This window comes from Stenotrophomonas sp. YJH_SMC_53, from assembly GCF_059369995.1.
The window spans coordinates 166959-188537 of sequence record NZ_JCAFTF010000008.1 but is presented as its reverse complement, the minus strand read 5'-3'; the positions used below and the strand labels follow the sequence as shown (position 1 = coordinate 188537).

The 21579-nt window shown below is 66.3% G+C and carries 21 protein-coding genes, 1 tRNA gene and 1 pseudogene; 19 read left to right on the top strand and 4 right to left on the bottom strand.

The genetic code is table 11. The annotated features are described in order from the left end of the window. Position 1 precedes the first annotated feature (1 nt). The 8 genes from nusA to AC5P7X_RS14680 all read left to right on the top strand — a co-directional run bounded on the left by nusA (position 2) and on the right by AC5P7X_RS14680 (position 10455). Positions 2-1513, top strand: a complete 1512-nt coding sequence (nusA, locus tag AC5P7X_RS14715) for a transcription termination factor NusA (protein WP_005417911.1) — start codon at positions 2-4, stop codon at positions 1511-1513. Positions 1514-1605: 92 nt separating this feature from the next. Then, positions 1606-4254, top strand: coding sequence for a translation initiation factor IF-2 (infB, locus tag AC5P7X_RS14710; RefSeq protein WP_053499259.1), 2649 nt, complete (start codon positions 1606-1608; stop codon positions 4252-4254). A 132-nt stretch (positions 4255-4386) separates the two neighbouring features. Further along, on the top strand, positions 4387-4770 hold the full coding sequence (gene rbfA, locus AC5P7X_RS14705) for a 30S ribosome-binding factor RbfA (RefSeq protein ID WP_053499257.1): 384 nt from the start codon (positions 4387-4389) through the stop codon (positions 4768-4770). Positions 4771-4877: 107 nt separating this feature from the next. After that, complete coding sequence (gene truB / locus AC5P7X_RS14700) at positions 4878-5786, top strand: tRNA pseudouridine(55) synthase TruB (protein ID WP_005417888.1); 909 nt, start codon at positions 4878-4880, stop codon at positions 5784-5786. Positions 5787-5959: 173 nt separating this feature from the next. Continuing rightward, complete coding sequence (rpsO, locus tag AC5P7X_RS14695; protein ID WP_005417886.1) at positions 5960-6220, top strand: 30S ribosomal protein S15; 261 nt, start codon at positions 5960-5962, stop codon at positions 6218-6220. A gap of 151 nt (positions 6221-6371) precedes the next feature. Continuing rightward, the gene (pnp, locus tag AC5P7X_RS14690) at positions 6372-8480 is read left to right on the top strand and encodes a polyribonucleotide nucleotidyltransferase (RefSeq protein WP_049413671.1); all 2109 of its coding nucleotides are present in this window, start codon (positions 6372-6374) and stop codon (positions 8478-8480) included. Between the two features lie 280 nt (positions 8481-8760). Continuing rightward, positions 8761-9951: a glycoside hydrolase family 18 protein gene (locus tag AC5P7X_RS14685; protein WP_053499251.1), complete on the top strand. Its 1191-nt coding sequence runs from the start codon at positions 8761-8763 to the stop codon at positions 9949-9951. A 99-nt stretch (positions 9952-10050) separates the two neighbouring features. After that, positions 10051-10455, top strand: coding sequence for a VOC family protein (locus AC5P7X_RS14680; RefSeq protein WP_005417880.1), 405 nt, complete (start codon positions 10051-10053; stop codon positions 10453-10455). Between the two features lie 24 nt (positions 10456-10479). Here the strand turns inward: AC5P7X_RS14680 and AC5P7X_RS14675 are convergent, their stop codons facing one another. Genes AC5P7X_RS14675 through AC5P7X_RS14665 form a run of 3 tightly spaced genes read right to left on the bottom strand, consistent with a single transcriptional unit; the run spans position 10480 to position 12609 of the window. Further along, complete coding sequence (locus tag AC5P7X_RS14675) at positions 10480-12039, bottom strand: PepSY-associated TM helix domain-containing protein (protein ID WP_053499249.1); 1560 nt, start codon at positions 12037-12039, stop codon at positions 10480-10482. 10 nt (positions 12040-12049) lie between these two features. Next, the gene (locus AC5P7X_RS14670; protein ID WP_049452537.1) at positions 12050-12313 is read right to left on the bottom strand and encodes a hypothetical protein; all 264 of its coding nucleotides are present in this window, start codon (positions 12311-12313) and stop codon (positions 12050-12052) included. Continuing rightward, the gene (locus AC5P7X_RS14665; RefSeq protein WP_005410439.1) at positions 12313-12609 is read right to left on the bottom strand and encodes a hypothetical protein; all 297 of its coding nucleotides are present in this window, start codon (positions 12607-12609) and stop codon (positions 12313-12315) included. Before AC5P7X_RS14665 ends, AC5P7X_RS14670 begins: the two co-directional genes overlap by 1 nt. A 428-nt stretch (positions 12610-13037) precedes the next feature. On the opposite strand from AC5P7X_RS14665, the gene thrS reads away from it, so the two are divergent. From thrS to AC5P7X_RS14610, 11 genes are all read left to right on the top strand, one after another. Next, positions 13038-14939, top strand: coding sequence for a threonine--tRNA ligase (gene thrS, locus AC5P7X_RS14660; RefSeq protein WP_279946236.1), 1902 nt, complete (start codon positions 13038-13040; stop codon positions 14937-14939). 48 nt (positions 14940-14987) lie between these two features. After that, positions 14988-15530: a translation initiation factor IF-3 gene (infC, locus tag AC5P7X_RS14655; RefSeq protein ID WP_019660568.1), complete on the top strand. Its 543-nt coding sequence runs from the start codon at positions 14988-14990 to the stop codon at positions 15528-15530. A gap of 266 nt (positions 15531-15796) precedes the next feature. Further along, complete coding sequence (gene rpmI / locus AC5P7X_RS14650) at positions 15797-15994, top strand: 50S ribosomal protein L35 (RefSeq protein ID WP_005410436.1); 198 nt, start codon at positions 15797-15799, stop codon at positions 15992-15994. Between the two features lie 11 nt (positions 15995-16005). Beyond that, positions 16006-16365: a 50S ribosomal protein L20 gene (rplT, locus tag AC5P7X_RS14645; RefSeq protein WP_005410435.1), complete on the top strand. Its 360-nt coding sequence runs from the start codon at positions 16006-16008 to the stop codon at positions 16363-16365. A gap of 193 nt (positions 16366-16558) precedes the next feature. Next, positions 16559-17554: a phenylalanine--tRNA ligase subunit alpha gene (locus tag AC5P7X_RS14640; protein ID WP_005417865.1), complete on the top strand. Its 996-nt coding sequence runs from the start codon at positions 16559-16561 to the stop codon at positions 17552-17554. A gap of 87 nt (positions 17555-17641) precedes the next feature. Then, positions 17642-20023, top strand: coding sequence for a phenylalanine--tRNA ligase subunit beta (gene pheT / locus AC5P7X_RS14635; RefSeq protein WP_495215064.1), 2382 nt, complete (start codon positions 17642-17644; stop codon positions 20021-20023). Positions 20024-20050: 27 nt separating this feature from the next. Then, positions 20051-20350 carry an integration host factor subunit alpha gene (locus AC5P7X_RS14630; protein ID WP_005410432.1) on the top strand — a complete coding sequence of 100 codons (300 nt, stop codon included), beginning with the start codon at positions 20051-20053 and terminating at the stop codon, positions 20348-20350. Further along, positions 20331-20687 (top strand): MerR family transcriptional regulator, encoded by a 357-nt coding sequence (locus AC5P7X_RS14625; protein ID WP_005410431.1) that lies wholly within the window; start codon positions 20331-20333, stop codon positions 20685-20687. The genes AC5P7X_RS14630 and AC5P7X_RS14625 overlap by 20 nt, the downstream gene beginning before the upstream one ends. A gap of 68 nt (positions 20688-20755) precedes the next feature. After that, positions 20756-20832 (top strand) — tRNA-Pro (locus tag AC5P7X_RS14620). Between the two features lie 117 nt (positions 20833-20949). After that, the gene (locus AC5P7X_RS14615; RefSeq protein WP_053499245.1) at positions 20950-21150 is read left to right on the top strand and encodes a hypothetical protein; all 201 of its coding nucleotides are present in this window, start codon (positions 20950-20952) and stop codon (positions 21148-21150) included. Then, positions 21147-21488: a low molecular weight protein tyrosine phosphatase family protein gene (locus tag AC5P7X_RS14610; RefSeq protein WP_053499243.1), complete on the top strand. Its 342-nt coding sequence runs from the start codon at positions 21147-21149 to the stop codon at positions 21486-21488. The genes AC5P7X_RS14615 and AC5P7X_RS14610 overlap by 4 nt, the downstream gene beginning before the upstream one ends. Here the strand turns inward: AC5P7X_RS14610 and AC5P7X_RS14605 are convergent. Further along, positions 21467-21553: pseudogene (locus tag AC5P7X_RS14605) on the bottom strand (GNAT family N-acetyltransferase); the annotation flags it as partial. The gene AC5P7X_RS14610 and the pseudogene AC5P7X_RS14605 sit on opposite strands and share 22 nt — an antisense overlap. Positions 21554-21579: the final 26 nt, after the last annotated feature.

The window sequence follows — 21579 nt, the reverse complement described above, 5'->3', positions numbered from 1 at the left end:
AATGAGCAAGGAACTGTTGCTGGTAGTCGACGCAGTCGCCAACGAGAAGGGCGTGCCGCGTGAAGTGATCTTCGATGCCATCGAGGCCGCCCTGGCCTCGGCAGCGAAGAAGCGCTATCCCGAGGAGGAAGTGCTGACCCGCGTGGTCATCGACCACAAGGATGGCAGCTACGAAACCTTCCGCCGCTGGGAAGTGGTGGCCGATGACGTGGTCATGGAATCGCCGGATCGCCAGATCCGCCTGATGGACGCCGTCGACGAGGCCGAAGGCGTCGAGGTCGGCGACTACATCGAAGAGCAGATCGAGAACCCGGACTTCGGCCGCATCGCTGCCCAGGCCGCCAAGCAGGTCATCGTCCAGCGCGTGCGCGAAGCCGAGCGCCAGCAGGTCGTGGATGCATGGAAGGATCGCGTGGGTGAGCTGATCACCGGTGTGGTCAAGCGCGCCGAGCGCGGCAACATCTACGTCGATCTCGGTGGCAATGCCGAAGGCTTCATTCCGAAGGACAAGGGCATTCCGCGCGACGTGCTGCGTGCCGGCGACCGGGTGCGCGGCTACCTGGCCGAAGTGCGCTCGGAGCCGCGTGGCCCGCAGCTGTTCATCAGCCGCGCCGCGCCGGAGTTCATGATCGAGCTGTTCAAGCTGGAAGTGCCGGAAGTCGGCCAGGGCCTGGTGGAAATCAAGGCCTGCGCCCGCGATCCGGGCGACCGCGCCAAGATCGCCGTGCTGGCCCACGACCAGCGCACCGATCCGATCGGTGCCTGCATCGGCATGCGCGGTTCGCGCGTGCAGGCCGTGTCCAACGAGCTCAATGGCGAGCGCGTGGACATCGTGCTGTGGAACGACAACCCGGCCAACTTCGTCATCAACGCGATGGCTCCGGCCGAAGTGCAGTCGATCATCGTCGATGAGGACAAGCACTCGATGGACCTGGCCGTTGCCGAAGACCGCCTGGCCCAGGCGATCGGCAAGGGCGGCCAGAACGTGCGCCTGGCCAGCCGCCTGACCGGCTGGCAGCTCAACGTGATGACCCAGGACCAGGTCACTGCCAAGTCGGAGGCCGAGCAGGCTGCCGCCCGCCAGCTGTTCATGGACAAACTGGAAGTGGACGAGGAAATCGCCGGCATCCTGGTCAGCGAAGGCTTCGGCACCGTCGAGGAAATCGCATATGTCCCGGTCGGCGAACTGCTGGCCGTGGAAGGTTTCGACGAGGACATCGTCGAAGAGCTGCGCGCTCGTGCCCGCGATGCGCTGCTCAATGAGGCCCTGGCAGTCGAGGAAGGCCTTGAAGACGGCCAGCCGGCGCAGGACCTGCTGTCCCTGAAGGGCATGGACGAAGCCACCGCATATGCGCTGGCCGGCCACGGCGTGCGTACCAGCGAGGACCTGTCCGACCTGGCCGCCGACGAGGTCATGGACTTCGGCATCGAAGGACTGGATCAGGCGCGCGCCGCTGCGCTGATCCTGGCCGCCCGTGCCGAGGAGATCGCCCGACTGGAACGCGGCGAATGAGCCGGCAATGAACAGGGCCCTGAGCCGCTCAGGGCGTAGAATCCGCGCCACCTCCAGATGCGGGGGGGCGCCCACAAGATCATAGGATCCGAATGTCGCAGCAAACCACCATCCGCAAGCTTGCCGAACTGGTCAACACGCCGGTCGAAAAACTGCTGGAACAGCTGGCCGGTGCCGGCATGAAGTTCAGCGGTCCCGACCAGGTCGTGACCAGCTCCGAGAAGGTAAAGCTCCTGGGCTTCCTTCGTCGTTCGCACGGCAAGCCCGAGCAGGCCCCGGAAGAGACCGATCAGTCTGCAAAGAAGATCACGCTCAACCGCCGGAAGCAGCAGGAAGTGACGGTCAATTCCGGTCGCAGCAAGACGACCGTGAATGTCGAGGTGCGCCAGAAGCGTACCTACGTCAAGGATGGTGCTCGCGCCATGACGCCGGACGAAGAGCGCGCCGACATCCTGCGCAAGCTGGAAGAGTCGCGTGCGCGCAACCTCGCCGAACAGCAGGCCCTGGCCGAGAAGGATCGTCTGCGCGACGAGGCCATCGTCCGTGCCCGTGAGGAAGAGGCTGCCGCCAAGGAACGCGCCGAGGCCGAGAAGAAGGCCGCCGAGGAAGCTGCGGCTGCGGCCAAGGCGGCCGAGGCACTGGCCGCCAGCAAGCCCAAGCGTGCTCCGATCGACGAAACCGCGCCGCGCCCGCCGCGCGCCCCGGCCGCCGCCCCGGCTGCGCCGCGTGGTGCTCCGCCGCCGCCGCCGCGCAACGACGAGCGCAACAACCGCAGCGCGCCGCGCAACGAGCGTGGCCCGGGCGACCGCTTCGCCGGCCAGATGCACCTGTCGGCCGCCGACCGTGCGCGTCGTGGCAACAGCAACAACAGCAATTCGCGTGGACGTCCGGGTGGCCGCAACCAGTCCGGTGGCCGTCGCGACATGTCGCGTGGTGGCAACAATGCCGGTCCGCACGCGTTCGAACGCCCGACCGCACCGGTCGTGCGTGAAGTCGCGATCGGCGAGACCATCACCGTGGCCGACCTGGCGCAGAAGCTCGCGCTGAAGGGCGGCGAGGTGGTGAAGGCGCTGTTCAAGATGGGCGTGATGGCGACCATCACCCAGTCCATCGACCACGACACCGCTGCGCTGGTGACCGAAGAACTCGGCCACAAGGCGATCCGTGCCAACGACAACGATGCCGAAGACGCGCTGCTGGCTTCGACCGGTGAAAACCAGGGCGAAGCCGTACAGCGCCCGCCGGTGGTCACCATCATGGGTCACGTGGACCACGGCAAGACCTCGCTGCTGGACTACATCCGCCGCACCAAGGTTGCCCACGGCGAAGCCGGCGGCATCACCCAGCATATCGGCGCCTACCACGTCGAGACGCCCAAGGGCGTCATCAGCTTCCTGGATACCCCGGGCCACGCCGCGTTCACCTCGATGCGTGCCCGCGGTGCCAAGCTGACCGACATCGTGGTGCTGGTGGTTGCTGCCGACGACGGCGTCATGCCGCAGACCAAGGAAGCGATCCAGCACGCCCGTTCGGCGGGTGTGCCGCTGATCGTGGCGATCAACAAGATCGACAAGTCCGGTGCCGACCCGATGCGGGTCAAGAACGAGCTGCTCTCCGAGCAGGTCGTGGCCGAAGAGTTCGGTGGTGACATCCAGATGGTGGAGATCTCGGCCAAGACCGGCCTGGGCATCGACGACCTGCTGGACGCGGTGTCGGTGCAGGCCGAACTGCTGGAACTGAAGGCCGTCGACGAAGGTCGCGCCTCGGGCGTGGTGATCGAATCGTCGCTGGACAAGGGCCGCGGCCCGGTCGCTACGGTGCTGGTGCAGCAGGGCCGCCTGAAGAAGGGCGACTACCTGGTGTGCGGTATCCAGTACGGCCGCGTGCGTGCGCTGTTCGACGAAACCGGCAAGCAGCCGGAGTTCGCCGGCCCGTCGATCCCGGTGCAGGTCCTGGGCCTGTCCGGTGTGCCGGAAGCCGGAGACGACTTCGTGGTGGTCGAGGACGAGCGCCTGGCCAAGGATGTTGCCCAGCAGCGTGAGACCAAGCGCCGTGAATCGCGCCTGGTCGCCACCGCTGGCAGCCGCATGGAAGACATCATGGCGACCCTGGGCAAGGGCGAGGGCCAGCAGGTCCTCAACCTGGTCATCAAGGCCGACGTGCAGGGTTCGGTGCAAGCCCTGAGCCAGGCACTGGTCGCGCTGTCCAACGAAGACATCCGCATCAACGTGATCCACTCCGGCGTCGGCGGCATCACCGAATCGGATGCCAACTCGGCGGCTGCTTCGAAGGCCACCGTCATCGGCTTCAACGTGCGTGCGGATGCTTCGGCCCGTCGCATCATTGAATCCAACGGCGTCGACCTGCGTTACTTCTCGATCATCTATGACGTGATCGATCAGGTGAAGCAGGTGGCATCCGGTCTGCTGGGCGTGGAGATCCGCGAAGAGATCATCGGTATCGCCGAGGTCCGCGACGTCTTCCGCAGCTCCAAGCTGGGCGCCGTTGCCGGCTCGATGGTCATCGAGGGCGTGGTCAAGCGCAACAAGCCGATCCGCGTGCTGCGCGACAGCGTGGTGATCTTCGAGGGCGAGCTGGAATCGCTGCGTCGCTTCAAGGAGAACGTCGAGGAAGTCCGCAACGGTACCGAATGCGGTATCGCGGTGAAGGCCTACAACGACGTCAAGCCGGGCGACCAGATCGAGTGCTTCGAGCGTATCGAAGTGCCGCGCACCCTGTAATGCTGCAAGGTGGCCCGACCAACGGTCGGGCCCTATCATGTACCTGTAGCGCCCGACCGTTGGTCGGGCGACAATCGAATCAAAGGTAGCGCCCGACCGTTGGTCGGGCGACAACTGAACCAAGAGCTGCTCGTGCCCAAGACTTTCCATCGAACCGACCGTGTCTCCGCCCAGCTGCGCCGTGAACTCGGCACCCTGGTGCACAACGCCGTGCGCGAGCACGGGTTGCCCTCGGTGAGCGTGTCCGACGTGGAAATCACCCGCGACATGGCCCATGCCAAGGTGTTCGTCACCGCCCTGATGCCGGAACGCTCGGCTGAAGCCGTGGCCGGCCTGAAGGAGCTGGGCTACCGCCTGCGCATGGACCTGGCCCGCGCGATGAAGCTGCGCCACGTGCCGGAGCTGCATTTCCACTACGACGACTCGGTCGACCGTGGTGAGCACATCGACAACATCCTGCGCGACCTGCCCGATACGCTGGCCGCGGAGAAGCGTCGCGCGAGCGACGACGAATAACCGCGCGACGCCGGGCATGCCCGGCGTCGTTGCATTCCGGCTGTGCGACGTCTGACGCAGACCGCGCTGCGGCAGCCGAGCATGGCTCGGCCCTACACATTCCTGCCATGACCCGAATTCAGTTCCGCCGCCTGGATGGCATCCTGCTGCTCGACAAGTCGACCGGCATGAGCTCCAACGCCGCCCTGCAGGTGGCGCGCCGCCTGTTCCGTGCCGAGAAGGGTGGCCACACCGGCAGCCTCGACCCGTTGGCCACCGGCCTGCTGCCACTATGCTTCGGCGAGGCCACCAAGATCGCCGGCCTGCTGCTGGGTTCGGCCAAGGCGTACGATGCCGAGATCGTCCTCGGCCAGACCACGGATACCGATGATGCCGAGGGCCAGGTGCTGGTGCAGCGCCCGGTGCCGGCGATCAGCGCCGAGGCCCTGCAGGCTGCGCTGGCGCCACTGACGGGGAACATCCGTCAGCGGGCTCCGATCTATTCGGCGCTGAAGCAGGGCGGGGAACCGCTGTATGTGAAGGCCCGCCGCGGCGAGGCCATCGAGGCTCCGGAGCGCGAGGTCCAGGTGCACGCGATCGAGGTGCTCGAACAGCTGCCCGGGCGCCTGCACCTGCGCGTGACCTGTGGCTCCGGCACCTATATCCGCAGCCTGGCCCGCGATCTCGGCGAACGCCTGGGCTGTGGCGCCCACATCAGCGCGCTGCGTCGGCTGTGGGTCGAACCGTTCCGCGCGCCGGCGATGGTCACCCTGGACCAGTTGCGGGCGATGGCCGAGGCCGGCGACGAGGCGGGCATGGACGCGCTGCTGCTGCCGCTGGCAGCCGGCCTGGCTGGATACCCGCGGGTCGACCTCGATGCCGGGCAGACCCACCGCTTCTGCGTCGGCCAGCGCCAGCGTGACGCGTCCTGGCCGCATGGCCTGGTGGCCGTGTTCGGTCCGGACGATGCTGTCCAGGGCCTGGGCCAGGTCGACGACAGTGGCCTGCTGGCCCCGCAGCGCCGTTTCAACCTCTGACCGGGGCAGGGTGGTTCAGCCCCGGTCCTTGTCCCGGAAGCCCCTGGCCGTTACAATTTCGCGGCCGTTTTCCGGCAACCTGCCTCGCGCAGGTTTCATCCTCGTAGTCCACGGCGAGCCTGGCGGTGCGCGAAGCGCGTTCCTGCCGGCCACGCATCACAGAGAAAAAAGAAATGTCGATCGACACCCAGAAGGTCATTGAAGACAACAAGCGCAGCGCCGCTGACACCGGCTCCCCGGAAGTCCAGGTTGCCCTGCTGACCGCCCGCATCGAACTGCTGACCGGCCACTTCAAGACCCACAAGAAGGATCACCACAGCCGCCGCGGCCTGCTGCAGATGGTCAACCGCCGTCGCAGCCTGCTCGACTACCTGAAGAAGAAGGACGTCGAGCGTTACAAGGCCCTGATCGAAAAGCTTGGCCTGCGTCGCTAAGCAACGAATCCCCCGCGGCGCAGCGATGCGCCGCGGTTTTGTTTTGTAGCACCGCAATCCCCGATTCAGGCCGGAACGATCCGGCCACCCGCTGGCGGCAAGGGTCGCCGACGGTCCAAATTCGCAGACAGCATCCCCAAGGACACCCTCCGTGGCAAAAATCACCAAAACCTTCCAGTACGGCAAGCACACCGTCACGCTTGAGACCGGCGAAGTCGCCCGCCAGGCCAGCGGCGCGGTCATCGTCAAGATGGACGACACCGTACTGCTGGTCACCGCCGTCGCCGCCAAGAGCGCGCGCGAAGGCCAGGACTTCTTCCCGCTGACCGTCGATTATCAGGAAAAGTTCTACGCCGGCGGCCGCATCCCGGGTGGTTTCTTCAAGCGTGAAGGCCGTGCGACCGAGAAGGAAACGCTGATCTCGCGTCTGATCGACCGTCCGATCCGTCCGCTGTTCCCGGAAGACTACAAGAACGAAGTGCAGATCATCGCCACGGTCATGTCGCTGAACCCGGACGTGGATGGCGACATCCCGGCCCTGATCGGCGCCTCGGCTGCCCTGGCCCTGGCCGGCACCCCGTTCATGGGCCCGATCGGCGCTGCCAAGGTCGGCTACAAGAACGGCGAGTACATCCTGAACCCGACCGTCAGCGAACTGGCTGACTCGCAGCTGGAACTGGTCGTTGCCGGTACCTCCAACGCCGTGCTGATGGTCGAATCCGAAGCCGCGCTGCTGTCCGAAGAAGTGATGCTGGGCGCCGTGACTTTCGGTCACCGCGAAATGCAGAAGGTCATCAACGCGATCAACGAGCTGACCGTCGAAGCCGGCACCAAGCCGTCGACCTGGGAAGCCCCGGCCAAGAACGACGCGCTGATCTCCGCGCTGAAGGAAGCCATCGGCCCGCGCCTGGGCGAAGCCTTCCAGGTGCGCGACAAGCTGCAGCGCCGTGACGCCATCTCGGCGATCAAGAAGGACGTGTTCGAAGCCCTGGCGGGCCGCGTGGCCGCCGAAGGCTGGAACCCGGCCGAGCTGTCGAAGGAATTCGGCGAGCTGGAATACCGCACCATGCGTGACTCGGTGCTGGACACCAAGGTCCGTATCGACGGCCGTGCGTTGGACACCGTCCGCCCGATCGCCGTGAAGACTGGCGTGCTGCCGCGTACCCACGGTTCCTCGCTGTTCACCCGCGGCGAAACCCAGGCCATCGTGACCATCACCCTGGGCACCGCCCGTGATGGCCAGGTCATCGATGCCGTTGCCGGTGAGTACAAGGAAAACTTCCTGTTCCACTACAACTTCCCTCCGTTCTCGGTGGGCGAGTGCGGCCGCATGATGGGCCCGAAGCGCCGCGAAATCGGCCACGGTCGTCTGGCCAAGCGCGGCGTGCTGGCTGTCATGCCGTCGCTGGAAGCCTTCCCGTACACCATCCGTGTCGTTTCGGAAATCACCGAGTCGAACGGTTCCTCGTCGATGGCCTCGGTCTGCGGCTCGTCGCTGGCGCTGATGGACGCCGGCGTGCCGGTGAAGGCCCCGGTGGCAGGCATCGCCATGGGTCTGGTCAAGGAAGGCGACCGTTTCGTGGTCCTGTCCGACATCCTGGGTGACGAAGATCACCTGGGCGACATGGACTTCAAGGTGGCCGGTACCGCTGAGGGCATTTCCGCCCTGCAGATGGACATCAAGATCGAAGGCATCACCGAAGAGATCATGAAGCAGGCCCTGCAGCAGGCCAAGGCTGGCCGTCTGCACATCCTGGGTGAAATGGCCCACGGCCTGACCGCTCCGCGTGAGGAGCTGTCGGACTACGCGCCGCGCCTGCTGACCATCAAGATCCACCCGGACAAGATCCGCGAAGTGATCGGCAAGGGTGGCTCGACCATCCAGGCCATCACCAAGGAAACCGGCACCCAGATCGACATCCAGGACGACGGCACCATCGTCATCGCGTCGGTCAACGCCATCGCTGCCCAGGCTGCCAAGGCCCGCATCGAGCAGATCACCTCGGACGTCGAGCCGGGCCGCATCTACGAAGGCAAGGTCGCCAAGATCATGGACTTCGGTGCGTTCGTTACCATCCTGCCGGGCAAGGACGGCCTGGTCCACGTGTCGCAGATCTCCAGCGAGCGCGTCGAGAAGGTCGGCGACAAGCTGAAGGAAGGCGATGTGGTCAAGGTCAAGGTGCTGGAAGTCGACAAGCAGGGCCGTATCCGCCTGTCGATGAAGGCAGTCGAAGAGGGCGAAGGCGCCAGCGCCGAATAATCGGTACTGCTGATCGTGCGGTGGGTGAGGACCGTTGGTCCTCACGCTTTCGCAAATGAAAAAGCGGGCTTCGGCCCGCTTTTTCTTTGCCTCGATGTTGTGAAGAGAAGCTCATCCAGGTCGCTGCATGTCCTGCTGCAGTGCATGATCGCCGCCACGCGGCCATCGTTCTGTCACGGTTGCACGGATCGCACCTGTCCATGGGACGACATGCCGCGACATCCGCACCACAGCCCCATCGGTTTGCTAACGTGACGGCGCCTTTGAACCGGGAGATCCCATGTTCCGCCAGACCGTGGCCGTCCTTGCCGTGCTGATTGCCGGTGCCCTGCCCATTGCCGCGCACGCAGCGCCCGCACAGCCGCCGATCTTCGGCGCCTACTACCCTGGCGGATCGGCCGAGCGCTATCCGGTGTCGAGCATTCCGGCCGAGCGCCTGACCCACCTGTTCTACGCGTTCTCCACCATCGAGGACGGCCGCTGCACGGTCGGTGCGGAAGCGCCGAAGAATTTCGCCGCACTGGCCGAACTCAAGAAGGCGCATCCGCACCTGCGCACGCTGATTTCGATCGGTGGCTGGGGCGCGGGTGGGTTCTCCGATGCAGCGCTGACCGAGGCCAGCCGCAGGCGCCTGGTCGATTCGTGCATGGCGCTGTTCTTCGAACGCCACGCCGGCAGCTTCGATGGCGTGGACATCGACTGGGAATTCCCGGTCAGTGGCGGACCGAAGGAGCTGGCGCATCGCCCGCAGGATCGCGCCAACCTGACCCGGCTTGCGCAGTCCTTCCGCCAGGCACTCGATGCACGCGGTCGCAAGGTGGGCCAGCCGATGCTGCTGACCGCCGCGTTGGCCGCCGGCCGCCTGCAGACCGACGGTCCCTATGATCCAGCGGCGAGCTACGACCTGCCGGCGCTGGCCAGGGTGTTCGATTTCATCAACCTGATGAGCTACGACATGGGCACCGGCTTCTCGTCGGTGTCGACCTTCAATGCGCCCTTGCATGAAGTGCCGGCCGATCCGCTGGCGCCGGAGCTGCGCCGCTGGAACAACGTGGCCGGCGCCGTGCAGTACTACCGTGAACATGGCGTGCCGGCCGACAAGCTGGTGCTGGGCGTGCCGTTCTACGGGCGCGGCTTCAAGGTCACCGGCGATGCACCGGACGGCCTGTATCAGCCCTACAGTGCACCGGCCGATGCCGGCGACTGGCGGGTGATCAAGGCGCGCTATCTCGACCAGCCGGGTTGGACCAGGCACTGGCAGCCGCAGGCGCAGAGCCCGTGGCTGTACAACGCCGGGCAGAAAATCCTCATCAGCTATGAGGACCCGCGTTCGATCGGCCTGCGTGCGCAGTTCGCCCGCGAGCAGGGCCTGGCCGGAGTGTTCATGTGGGAGCTGACCGGCGACGACGAGCAGGCCAGCCTGCTCAACGCCATGCTCGGCCCGTGGCAGAAGGCGCGCATCGGCGATTGAGTCGCCTGCTGGCACCGGGCCGATGCCCGGCGCCATGCCGCAACGCCAGCGACCCGACACCGCACAGTGCGATGACGCCGGCGGCGCTACGCTTTGCGCATGATCCATCTCGAACGCCTGGACCACCTGGTTCTCACCGTCGCCGACATCGAACGCAGCTGTGACTTCTACCAGCGCGTGCTCGGCATGCAGGTCGTACGCTTCGGCGCGGGACGTAGCGCGCTGCAGTTCGGCCAGCAGAAGATCAACCTGCATCCGGCCAATGCGCCACTGCAGCCGCATGCGCTGCGACCCACGCCGGGGAGTGCCGATCTGTGCCTGGTCACGCGCACAGTGATGGTCGATGTGCTGGCACACCTGCAGGCGCAGGCCATTGTGGTGGAGGAGGGGCCGGTCGCGCGTACCGGTGCGCTGGGACCGATCGAATCAGTGTACTTCCGCGACCCGGATGGCAACCTGATCGAAGTGAGTCGTTACCCGGGCGAAGAGCGCCCGCAGCGGTAGCGCCGGCTCGTGTCCGGCGACGCTTCAGTTCGCCCAGACGCTGTTCGGATCGCCGTTGCGGGCGCGGCGCTGGCTGGCGACGGCCAGGCGGGCGAAGCCGAAGGCCATGGCCAGCGCGATGGCATCGATCCAGAACAGCGGCCACTGGCCACGCGCGGCGGCGCGCCACAGCCAGTCACCATTGAGTGCACCGTGCAGGACCGGCACCAGTGCAGTGCTGATCGCTGCGGCCCACAGCAGTTCGCGCGCGGCCTGCGCGGGGCGGCGCAGTGCAGCCCACAGCGCACAGGCTGCCCAGCTGCCGAAGCAGGCCCAGCGGATGCCGTGGTCGACCGCCGACGGTGCCAGCCGCTCCAGCACCAGTGCGGTGACGAACGCGACCGAGATCGCCACGCACAGGCCGATGCACACGCCGACCGTGGCCCGCGCCATGTTCACACCGGCACGTGGCTGTTGTGGCTGGCGACGCTTGCGCCGCGACTCGATCCACAGCAGGTTGCCGGAGTAGAACAGGAACGCACCGCCGAGGCCGAGCAGGAAGTACAGCCAGACCACCACGCCGTTGCCGAACTCACCGAAGTGCAGCGCGTAGGCGGCGCTGAGCGTGGCGTGGTTGGCGTCGCGCTGGCCCGGCAGCTGCGACGCGAGCAGGTTGCCGGTGGCGACGTCCAATGCCACGGCACCAAGCGGGCCGAGGGTGCCACTGGCCTCGCCGGTGATCTCGATCGTGGCGTTGGCATCGCCGCCATTGGCCAGCTTCAGGTAGGCCGGTTCAAAGTTGGCCACGCCCTGCGCGCGGGCCACTTCAAGTGCGCGCGCATGCAGCACGCGCAGGCTGCCCGGTGGCGCCGGAATCCCGCTGGCATCGCGCACCGGCGCAGTGTCCATCGCGGTCGGTACCGCTTGCAGCGCCTTGCCGTCGTAGATCAGCGGATTGAGCAGGGCCATCTGCACGAACACCAGGCACAGCAGGGCGCCCGTGACTGCGAACATCAGGTGGAAAGGCAGGCTGAGCACGCCGATCACGTTGTGCGCGTCCTGCCACAGCTGCTTCAGGTTGCGGCCCGGGCGCAGCGCGAACAGGTCGCCGAACAGCCTCGGCAGGTGGATCACCAGGCCGCTCAGCAGCGCCATGCCATACAGCAGGCTGACGATGCCCATCACATAGATGCCGGCCACCGGCAGGCCGAGGCTGTAGTGCAGTTCGTTGACCAGTTCTGCCAGTCCGGTCTGCGGCGGCGAGGGGCTGCCGGCGATCTGGCCCGGCCAGGCGTAGCGCCAGCTGCCGTCATCGGCCTGCCAGTACGCCAGGGGCTGCGGGTGTTCGGTGCCGGGGAAGGTCATGCCAACGTGGCGGCGGGCCTCCGGGTGTGTCGCCAGTACGTCTTCCAGCAGGTACTGCGCATCGTCCAGGCCCGCCGGCAAGGCGGTGGCTGCGCCCGGGGTCTGCCACAGCGGCAAGTCGTGATGGAACAGGGTCAGCGCACCCGCATAGAAGGCCACGAAAAGGCCGAAGCCGGCGACCAGGCCGACCCAGGTGTGCAGGGTGGTGAACGTGCGCAGCGTCTGCGAACTGAACTTCATGGGGGAGCTCTCATTGCACCGCGCCGGTCAGGCGCAGCAGCCCGAGCACGGCGAAGCCGGCCGCGGCGCTGCCACCCAGAACCAGCCAGGCGCGCAGTGCGCTGCGGAAGCTGAACGCCCACAGGGCGGCCAGCATCCATAACGGGATGAAGGCGATCAGGGTCGGCACCAGTGCGCGCTGCCACGGGCCGGGCGGCAGCCAGGCCAGCAGGCCGGTGGCGGCGGCCGCAAGCAGGAAGCCAGCGATGATGCCGGCGATGGCGCGCGACCACATCACGGCGACTCCGTGCCCGGGCGATGCCAGGCGGCCAGCGCCGGCAGCAGCATCGCGGCGAGCATCCAGGTGCACAGCATCGCCACCAGACCGGCAGCGAAGCCGAGTTCGGCCATCCACAACCACAGGGCAGCAGCGGCGGCGACCAGGCCGATCTGGCGGCCGAGGCGACCGGCGCGGCGCAGGCGGGGCCAACGGCAGTGCGGCGAGGCGGCGTAGAAGGCCAGTGCCGAAAACATCGCTGCCAGCATGCCCAGGCTGCAGAAGCCCAGGGTGGAAAGGCCGACGGTGATCATTGCGGGCGGGCGCCGCGGCAGTGGGCCGGCGAACGCGGGGCACGGGCGGGGCCGGCGGGAGCCGGTCGGAGCGGGTGGCGCATCACGAGGTCCTGGGGGAAGCGGGCAGGCTGGCACGGGGCGGGCTGCGCGGACATGGTAATCATTGCGTTTTCACGCCGCCAGCGCCGGCCATTCAGCGGACCGCACGGCAGCCCTTGGGCTTTCCGGTGCGCTGGTTTAAGATCGTCGCAGACTCCTGACTGGAACAAGGTGGCCCGCGCCCAGCGCCGGCCGAGCGTGCGACATGAGCACTACCACCGCCCACTGTTGACCTGCCCCCGAAGGCCCTGTGTTCCAGGCGCCCTCGCGGCGCTTTTTTATTGCCCGGGCCGCGGCCCGGGAACGCTTTCCAGCCCGCCCCGCGGGCCCCGCACGAAGCCACTGCGATGATCAACATTACCCTTCCCGACGGCAGCCGCCGCGAGTTCGAAAATCCCGTCAGCGTCATGGACGTCGCCCAGTCGATCGGTGCCGGCCTGGCCAAGGCCACCATCGCCGGTTCCGTCGATGGCGTGCTGGTCGATGCCAGCGACGTCATCGACCACGATGCCAGCCTGCGCATCATCACCGCCAAGGACGAGGAGGGCGTGGAGATCATCCGCCACTCCTGCGCCCACCTGGTCGGCCACGCCGTCAAGCAGCTGTACCCGGACGTGAAGATGGTGATCGGCCCGGTGATCGCCGAGGGCTTCTACTACGACATCTATTCCGAGCGCCCGTTCACGCCGGACGACATGGCCGCGATCGAGAAGCGCATGGGTGAACTGATCGCCCAGGACTACGACGTCATCAAGAAGATGACGCCGCGCGCCGAGGTGATCGAGATCTTCAAGGCCCGTGGCGAGGACTACAAGCTGCGCCTGATCGAAGACATGTCCGACGACATCCAGGCGATGGGCATGTACTACCACCAGGAATACGTGGACATGTGCCGGGGCCCGCACGTGCCGAACACGCGCTTCCTGAAGGCCTTCAAGCTGACCCGCATCTCCGGCGCCTACTGGCGCGGCGACGCGCAGAACGAGCAGCTGCAGCGCATCTACGGCACCGCCTGGGCTGACAAGAAGCAGCTGGAGGCGTACATCAAGCGCATCGAGGAAGCCGAGATGCGCGACCACCGCCGCATCGGCAAGCAGCAGGACCTGTTCCACCTGCAGGAAGAAGCCCCGGGCCTGGTGTTCTGGCACCCGAAGGGCTGGGCACTGTGGCAGGTGGTCGAGCAGTACATGCGCAAGGTCTACCGCAGCAGCGGCTACGGCGAAGTGCGCTGCCCGCAGATCCTGGACGTGAGCCTGTGGAAGAAGTCCGGCCACTGGGACAACTACCAGGACAACATGTTCTTCACCGAATCGGAGAAGCGCACGTACGCGGTCAAGCCGATGAACTGCCCGGGCCACATCCAGGTGTTCAACCAGGGCCTGCACAGCTACCGCGACCTGCCGATCCGCTACGGTGAGTTCGGTTCCTGCCACCGCAACGAGCCGTCCGGCGCGCTGCACGGCATCCTGCGCGTGCGTGGTTTCACCCAGGACGACGGCCACGTGTTCTGCACGGAAAACCAGATCGAGTCGGAAGTGACGGCCTTCCACCAGCAGGCGCTGGCGGTTTACCAGCACTTCGGCTTCGACGAGATCCAGATCAAGATCGCGCTGCGTCCGGAGTCGCGCCTGGGTGACGACGCCACCTGGGACAAGGCCGAAGGCGCGCTGCGCTCGGCGCTGACCGCCTGTGGCGTGGAATGGCAGGAGCTGCCGGGCGAGGGTGCCTTCTACGGCCCGAAGATCGAGTACCACCTGAAGGACGCGATCGGCCGTACCTGGCAGCTGGGCACCATGCAGGTCGACTTCATGATGCCGGGCCGCCTGGGCGCCGAGTACGTGGACGAGAACAGCCAGAAGAAGCACCCGGTCATGCTGCACCGCGCCATCGTCGGCTCGATGGAGCGCTTCCTGGGCATCCTGATCGAGCACCATGCCGGCCAGTTCCCGGCCTGGCTGGCACCGACCCAGGTGGTGGTGGCCAACATCACCGACGCCCAGGCCGACTACGTCTCGGGCGTGACCAAAACCCTTGCGGAGCAAGGCTTCCGCGTCAGCTCGGATTTGCGTAACGAGAAGATCGGCTATAAAATCCGCGAGCATACGTTGCAGCGCGTGCCCTACCTGCTGGTCATCGGTGACCGCGAGAAGGAGAATGGGGCTGTGGCGGTGCGTACGCGTTCTGGCGAAGACCTGGGCAGCATGAGCCTGCAGGCCTTCATCGAGCGGCTCCAGGCCGAGGGCGCGTAAGCAAAGGTCCGGTCCGGGCGCACAGGCACCCGGACCGGTTCGATACCCTTGGGAGAACGTAATATCAGCACCCCTGACAACAAACAGAACCGCAAGAATCAGGAAATCCGTGTGCCGCGCGTCCGCGTGATCGGCAGTGACGGAGAAATGATCGGCGTGTTGTCGCGCGACGAAGCGCTGTCCATGGCCGAAGATGAAGGCCTGGACCTGGTCGAGATCCAGCCGCAGGCCGATCCGCCGGTCTGCAAGATCATGGACTTCGGCAAGTTCAAGTTCGAAGCGCAGAAGAAGGCCAGCGAGGCCAAGAAGAAGACCAAGCAGGTCGAGATCAAGGAAGTGAAGTTCCGTCCGGTCACGGACGAGGGCGACTACCAGATCAAGCTGCGCAAGATGCGCGGGTTCCTTGAAGATGGCGACAAGATCAAGGTCAACATCCGCTTCCGTGGCCGTGAAATGAGCCACCAGGAACTGGGTCGTGAAATGGCCAACCGGATCGAGGCCGATCTGGGCGAGGACATCGTCATTGAATCCCGTCCGCGCCTGGAAGGGCGTCAGATGGTCATGATGATCGCGCCGAAGAAGAAAACCTGAGGCCGGACGGGCCGCCTTCCGGGGCGCCTGGCTGAATGGTTCAGGATAAAGGGACGCCGCTGGCGTCCCTTTGCTTTTGCAGGATGCCGGTGAAGTGCCGGCGAAAGGGCTGCAGGGGCTGGTGGCAGGGCGGTTTTGCCTGTATCATGCCCGGCTCGACCCACCCAGGACGGGTCGTACGCCGATCATGGCAGGACGGAAAGAGCGGCCCAGGCCGCCGCCAGATCAGTCAGAAACCAGGGTCATATCCCATCAAGGACATTGCAATGCCCAAGATCAAGACCAACCGGGCAGCGGCCAAGCGTTTCCGCAAGACCGCCTCGGGCAAGTACAAGTGCGGCCACGCCAACCGTAGCCACATCCTCACGAAGAAAGCGACCAAGCGTAAGCGTAATCTGCGTCAGACGGGCCATGTCCGTGCAGAAGACGCAGGCCGTCTGGACCGCATGCTCCCTTACCTCTGAGGAACTGAAAAATGGCACGAGTTAAGCGTGGCGTACAGGCGCGTCGCCGCCACAAGAAGATTCTGGATCTCGCCAAGGGCTATTACAACGCCCGTCGCAAGGTCTTCCGCGTCGCCAAGCAGGCGGTCATCAAGGCACAGCAGTACGCCTACATCGGCCGTAAGCAGAAGAAGCGCAACTTCCGTTCGCTGTGGATCACCCGTATCAATGCGGCTGCCCGCATCAACGGCCTGAGCTACAGCCGCTTCATGAACGGCCTGCTGAAGGCTGGCATCACCCTGGATCGCAAGGTCCTGGCTGACATCGCCGTGCACGACGCAGCCGGTTTTGCTGCGCTGGCCGAAAAGGCCAAGGGCGCGCTGGCGGCATAAGTCCTTCCCGATGCCGTAACCGTTCACTCGGAACGGTGTCAGGTCAAGGCAATGCATGGGGAAGGGCGCAAGTCCTTCCCCATTCTTTTTTGGGTTCCGGCGAGGCCATGGCGGCAGCGCGGGGACGGCGGTGGCGACAGGGGTCGGCCCTTCGCGCATCGCGATGGCAGATCGACTGGAGTTCCGGCCCCCCATGAGCGACATCCAATCCCTCACCACCCAGGCGCTGGCCGATGTGGCCGCCGCACAGAGTCCCGACGTGCTGGAACAGCTGCGCGTGGCCCTGCTTGGCAAGAGTGGCAGCATCACCTCGCAGCTCAAGCAGCTCGGCGCCCTGCCGGCGGACGAGCGCAAGGCCGCTGGTGAAGCGATCAACCAGGCCCGCGACGCGCTGACCCGCGCGCTGGGCGAGCGCAAGGCGCTGCTGGAAGACGCAGCGCTGGATGCGCGCCTGGCCGCCGAAGCCATCGACATCACCCTGCCGGGCCGCAACGGCGACCGTGCCGGCCTGCACCCGATCACCCGCACCCTGGAGCGCATCACCGGCATCTTCGGCCGGCTGGGCTACGAGCTGTCGGAAGGGCCGGAGATCGAGGACGACTGGCACAATTTCGAGGCGCTGAACTTCCCGCCGCACCATCCGGCGCGCGCCATGCACGACACCTTCTACTTCGGCGACGGCCGCCTGCTGCGCACGCACACGTCCGGCGTGCAGGTGCGCTACATGGGCGACCACGCGCCGCCACTGCGCATGATCGCCGCCGGCAAGGTGTACCGCAGCGACAGCGACCAGACCCATTCGCCGATGTTCCACCAGGTGGAAGGCCTGCTGGTGGACGAGCATTCGACCTTCGCCGACCTGAAGGGCACGCTGGCCGAGTTCGTGCGCGCCTTCTTCGAGCGCGACTTCGAGATGCGCTTCCGCCCCAGCTATTTCCCGTTCGTGGAGCCGGGCGCGGAAGTGGACATTGCCTGGCAGCAGCCCGACGGCAGCACCCGCTGGCTGGAAGTGCTGGGCTGCGGCATGGTCCATCCGAACGTGCTGCGCAACGTCGGCATCGATCCGGAGCGCTACACCGGCTTCGCGTTCGGCATGGGCGTGGAGCGTTTCGCGATGCTTCGTTACGGCGTCAACGATCTGCGCGCGTTCTTCGAGAACGACGTGCGATTCCTGAAACAGTTCGCGTAAGCCGCAACCATGTAGAGCCGAGCCATGCTCGGCTGCTCCTAAATTCGCAGGCCCAGGCGCATGCGCCGGGCCCACCAGGGTGACACCATGAAATTCTCCGAAAACTGGCTGCGCAGCCATGTCCCGACCGGCGCCTCGCGCGATGAACTGAGTGCAGTGCTGACCGCCATCGGCCTGGAAGTGGAAGAAGTGACCGCGCTGGGCGAAGGCCTCGATCACGTGGTCGTGGCGCGCATCGTCGAGGCCGTGCGCCATCCCGAAGCTGATCGCCTGCAGGTGTGCAGGGTCGATGCCGGGCAGGGCGAACTGCTGCAGATCGTCTGCGGCGCACCGAACGCGCGCCCGGGCCTGGTCGCGCCGCTGGCCATGGTGGGTGCGCAGATCGGCGAGCTGAAGATCAAGCCGGCCAAGCTGCGCGGCGTCGAGTCCAACGGCATGCTGTGCTCGGCCAAGGAGCTGGGCCTGGACAACGATGCCTCCGGCCTGCTGGAGCTGCCCGATGACGCGCCGGTCGGCCAGGCCCTGGTCGACTACCTGGGCCTGCCGGACGCCAGCATCGAGATCAAGCTGACCCCGAACCGCGCCGACTGCTTCAGCCTGCGCGGCATCGCCTATGACGTCGCCGCCGCCACCCGCAGCGAAGTGCTGGACTTCGCTGCCGAGGCCATTCCGGCAGTCGGCAGCCGTGAGCTGAGCATCCAGCTCGACGCCGGCGCCGAAGCGCCGCGTTACCTGGGCCGTGTCATCGAGGGCGTCAACGCCGCCGCCAAGACTCCGTTGTGGATGGCCGAGCGCCTGCGCCGCAGTGGCGTGCGTCCGGTCTCGCTGCTGGTCGACATCACCCAGTATGTGATGCTGGAGCTGGGCCAGCCGATGCACGCCTACGACCTCGGCACCCTGCAGGGCAGCATTGCCGTGCGCCGTTCGCGCGCGGGCGAGACGCTGAAGCTGCTGGACGGCCGCGATGCGGCGCTGGACGACAGCTTCCTGGTGGTCACCGACGCCGATCGTGCTATCGGCCTGGCTGGCCTGATGGGCGGCTTCGACACCCGTGTCACCGACGCAACCACCGCCGTGTTCCTGGAAGCCGCGCACTTCGCGCCGGCTGCGATCATGGGCCGTGGCCGCAAGCTGGGCCTGCACACCGATGCCGGCCACCGCTTCGAGCGCGGCGTCGATCCGGCGCTGCCGCGCATCGCGATCGAGTACGCCACTCGCCTGGTGCTGGACCTGGCGGGCGGCACCCCGGCGCCGGTTACCGAGGCCGTGCGTGAAGCCGATCTGCCGCAGCCGGCAACCATCGTGCTGCGCCGCGCCCGCATCACCCGCGTGCTCGGCATCACCATCGACGATGCGGAAGTCGAGCGCATCCTGCGCGCGCTGGGCATGAACGTGGTTGCTGCTGCCGACGGCTGGCAGGTGGTCGCGCCGAGCCGCCGCTTCGACATCGCCATTGAAGAAGACCTGATCGAAGAGCTGGCCCGCATCCACGGTTACGAGCAGATCCCGACCACGCTGCCGGGCGGTGCCGCCCGCGTGGCGATGCCGAGCGAGACCCAGCTGGACGCGCTGAGCGTGCGCCGCCAGCTGATCGCCCGTGACCAGCAGGAAACCGTCAATTTCGCCTTCGTCGACGATGCGCTGCTGGCCCAGTGGCAGCTGCGCGACGGCCTGGTGCCACTGGCCAATCCACTGTCGGCCGAACTGGCGGTAATGCGTCCGTCGCTGCTGCCGGGCCTGGTCGCCACACTGGGCCGCAACGCCGCCCGCCAGCTCGGCCGCGTGCGCCTGTTCGAGCTCGGCCGCGTGTTCGCCCAGCAGGCCGGAGATGGCCAACCGGCACCGCTGGAAACGCCGCGCGTGGCGGCAGCTGTCTGCGGTGACGCGCAGGCGGTGCAGTGGGGCCTGCCGACTCGCAAGGTCGACTTCCATGACCTGAAGGGCGACCTGGAATCGCTGGCGGCTGCCAGTGGTGCGGTACTGGAGTTCCGCCCGTCGGCCCGTGCCTACGGCCACCCGGCGCGGTCGGCCGAGGTGTTCCGCGATGGCGTGGCGATCGGCTGGATCGGCCAGATCCACCCGCGTCTGGCCAAGGCGATGGATATCGAGGCCGATGTCTACGCCTTCGAGCTGGATCTGGAACCGCTGACCGCCCGTCGCCTGCCACGTGCCGGCGAGCTGTCGCGCTTCCCGGCGGTGCGTCGCGACCTGGCGTTCCTGGTGCCTGAACAGGTGGCCTGGGCCGATCTGGCGGCCACCGTCCGCCAGGCCGCCGGCCCGCTGCTGCGCGACCTGAACCTGTTCGACCGTTACGTCGGCCAGGGCGTCGAGCCGGGATTCAAGAGTCTCGCTATGGGCTTGATTTTGCAGGACAAGTCGCGCACTCTGACGGACCGCGACGTGGATGCGGTGGTGGCCGAGGCGGTCACTGCCATCGAGCGTGAATACCACGCCCGGATCCGCGGCTGAGCGGACGGCACTCGGGGGTAGCAGGCAATGGCATTGACCAAGGCGGAGATGGCGGAAAAGCTGTTCGACGAAGTCGGTCTGAACAAGCGGGAAGCCAAGGAATTCGTCGACGCGTTTTTCGATGTGCTGCGTGAAGCATTGGAACAGGGACGTCAGGTGAAGCTGTCGGGCTTCGGCAATTTCGATCTGCGGCGCAAGAACCAGCGCCCGGGTCGCAACCCGAAGACCGGCGAGGAAATTCCGATTTCCGCCCGTACGGTGGTCACCTTCCGGCCGGGCCAGAAGCTCAAGGAGAGGGTGGAAGCTTATGCTGGATCCGGGCAGTAATCGCGAACTACCGCCGATCCCGGCCAAGCGCTACTTCACCATCGGTGAGGTCAGCGAGCTGTGCGACGTCAAGCCGCACGTCCTGCGCTACTGGGAAACCGAGTTTCCCAGCCTTGAGCCGGCCAAGCGCCGAGGCAACCGCCGCTACTACCAGCGCCATGACGTGCTGATGGTGCGGCAGATCCGCAGCCTGCTGTACGAACAGGGCTACACCATCGGTGGTGCACGCCTGCGCCTGGATGGTCCCGATGCTCGCGAGGAATCGGCGCTGAGCAACCAGATCATCAAGCAGGTGCGCATGGAGCTGGAAGAAGTGCTGCAGTTGCTGCGCCGCTGATCCAATTTCCATCGTAATCCGCTATACTTCACGGCCCGCCGCACTGGCGGGCACATCGCAGCATCAGTCGGGGCGTAGCGCAGCCTGGTAGCGCATCTGCCTGGGGGGCAGAGGGTCGTCGGTTCGAATCCGGCCGTCCCGACCACTGTGATGAATCAAGAAGCCCGCGCAGCGATGCGTGGGCTTTTTTGTGCGTGCGGTGTATGCTGCGCGCCACTCGTACTACCGCGGCTGCTGAACCCGGTACTCACGAGAACACATCATGGAATCTGCAAGAAACCGTGCCTGGCGTCGCAGCCAGGCCCGCAATCGTGGTGGCGACCGCGCCACGACCGCCTGCCGCTACAAGCCCGAGAAGAGCTGGAAGCTGTTGTATACGCGCGATGCCAAGCTCGCGCGTGCACGCCAGCTGGGCTTCACCTATCCGGTCCTCAGCGCCCGGCAACTGCAGGAACAGGAATGATCAACCTGCTGTTCGTCTGCAGCCGCAACCAGCTGCGGAGCCCGACCGCCGAAGCCATGTGGCGACGGCGGCCCGGCTTCAACGCGCTGTCGGCCGGCACCAGCCCGCACGCACGACGCCCCATCGGCTCGGCGGATATCCGCTGGGCCGATGTCATCTTCGTGATGGAGGCCAAGCACCAGCATCGCCTGCGGGCCGCGTACGCGCGCCTGCTGGAACACAAGCGCCTGCATTGCCTGGACATCCCCGACGACTATCGTTGCATGGATCCGGTGTTGATGGACCTGCTGGACGCAAAGGTGACCACGTATCTCGATCAGCTGCCGGAAAAGCGGTAGATCAGCTCCGGATCGCCTTCGTCCAATCCATGCACGATGCCGCTGTCGATGAAACCCGAGGCGGGCATCACCTCGCGGATATGCAGCATCG

Excerpts from the sequence above, each read along its gene's own strand:
- AC5P7X_RS14680 (WP_005417880.1), top strand. The coding sequence starts at position 10,051 with ATGATCCATCTCGAACGCCTGGACCACCTGGTTCTCACCGTCGCCGAC.
- AC5P7X_RS14610 (WP_053499243.1), top strand. The coding sequence starts at position 21,147 with ATGATCAACCTGCTGTTCGTCTGCAGCCGCAACCAGCTGCGGAGCCCG.
- AC5P7X_RS14670 (WP_049452537.1), bottom strand. The coding sequence starts at position 12,313 with ATGTGGTCGCGCGCCATCGCCGGCATCATCGCTGGCTTCCTGCTTGCG.
- AC5P7X_RS14665 (WP_005410439.1), bottom strand. The coding sequence starts at position 12,609 with ATGATCACCGTCGGCCTTTCCACCCTGGGCTTCTGCAGCCTGGGCATG.
- nusA (WP_005417911.1), top strand. The coding sequence starts at position 2 with ATGAGCAAGGAACTGTTGCTGGTAGTCGACGCAGTCGCCAACGAGAAG.
- AC5P7X_RS14625 (WP_005410431.1), top strand. The coding sequence starts at position 20,331 with ATGCTGGATCCGGGCAGTAATCGCGAACTACCGCCGATCCCGGCCAAG.
- rpmI (WP_005410436.1), top strand. The coding sequence starts at position 15,797 with ATGCCCAAGATCAAGACCAACCGGGCAGCGGCCAAGCGTTTCCGCAAG.
- AC5P7X_RS14675 (WP_053499249.1), bottom strand. The coding sequence starts at position 12,039 with ATGAAGTTCAGTTCGCAGACGCTGCGCACGTTCACCACCCTGCACACC.
- AC5P7X_RS14615 (WP_053499245.1), top strand. The coding sequence starts at position 20,950 with ATGGAATCTGCAAGAAACCGTGCCTGGCGTCGCAGCCAGGCCCGCAAT.
- rpsO (WP_005417886.1), top strand. The coding sequence starts at position 5,960 with ATGTCGATCGACACCCAGAAGGTCATTGAAGACAACAAGCGCAGCGCC.
- pheT (WP_495215064.1), top strand. The coding sequence starts at position 17,642 with ATGAAATTCTCCGAAAACTGGCTGCGCAGCCATGTCCCGACCGGCGCC.
- thrS (WP_279946236.1), top strand. The coding sequence starts at position 13,038 with ATGATCAACATTACCCTTCCCGACGGCAGCCGCCGCGAGTTCGAAAAT.
- truB (WP_005417888.1), top strand. The coding sequence starts at position 4,878 with ATGACCCGAATTCAGTTCCGCCGCCTGGATGGCATCCTGCTGCTCGAC.
- infB (WP_053499259.1), top strand. The coding sequence starts at position 1,606 with ATGTCGCAGCAAACCACCATCCGCAAGCTTGCCGAACTGGTCAACACG.
- rplT (WP_005410435.1), top strand. The coding sequence starts at position 16,006 with ATGGCACGAGTTAAGCGTGGCGTACAGGCGCGTCGCCGCCACAAGAAG.
- AC5P7X_RS14630 (WP_005410432.1), top strand. The coding sequence starts at position 20,051 with ATGGCATTGACCAAGGCGGAGATGGCGGAAAAGCTGTTCGACGAAGTC.
- AC5P7X_RS14640 (WP_005417865.1), top strand. The coding sequence starts at position 16,559 with ATGAGCGACATCCAATCCCTCACCACCCAGGCGCTGGCCGATGTGGCC.
- AC5P7X_RS14685 (WP_053499251.1), top strand. The coding sequence starts at position 8,761 with ATGTTCCGCCAGACCGTGGCCGTCCTTGCCGTGCTGATTGCCGGTGCC.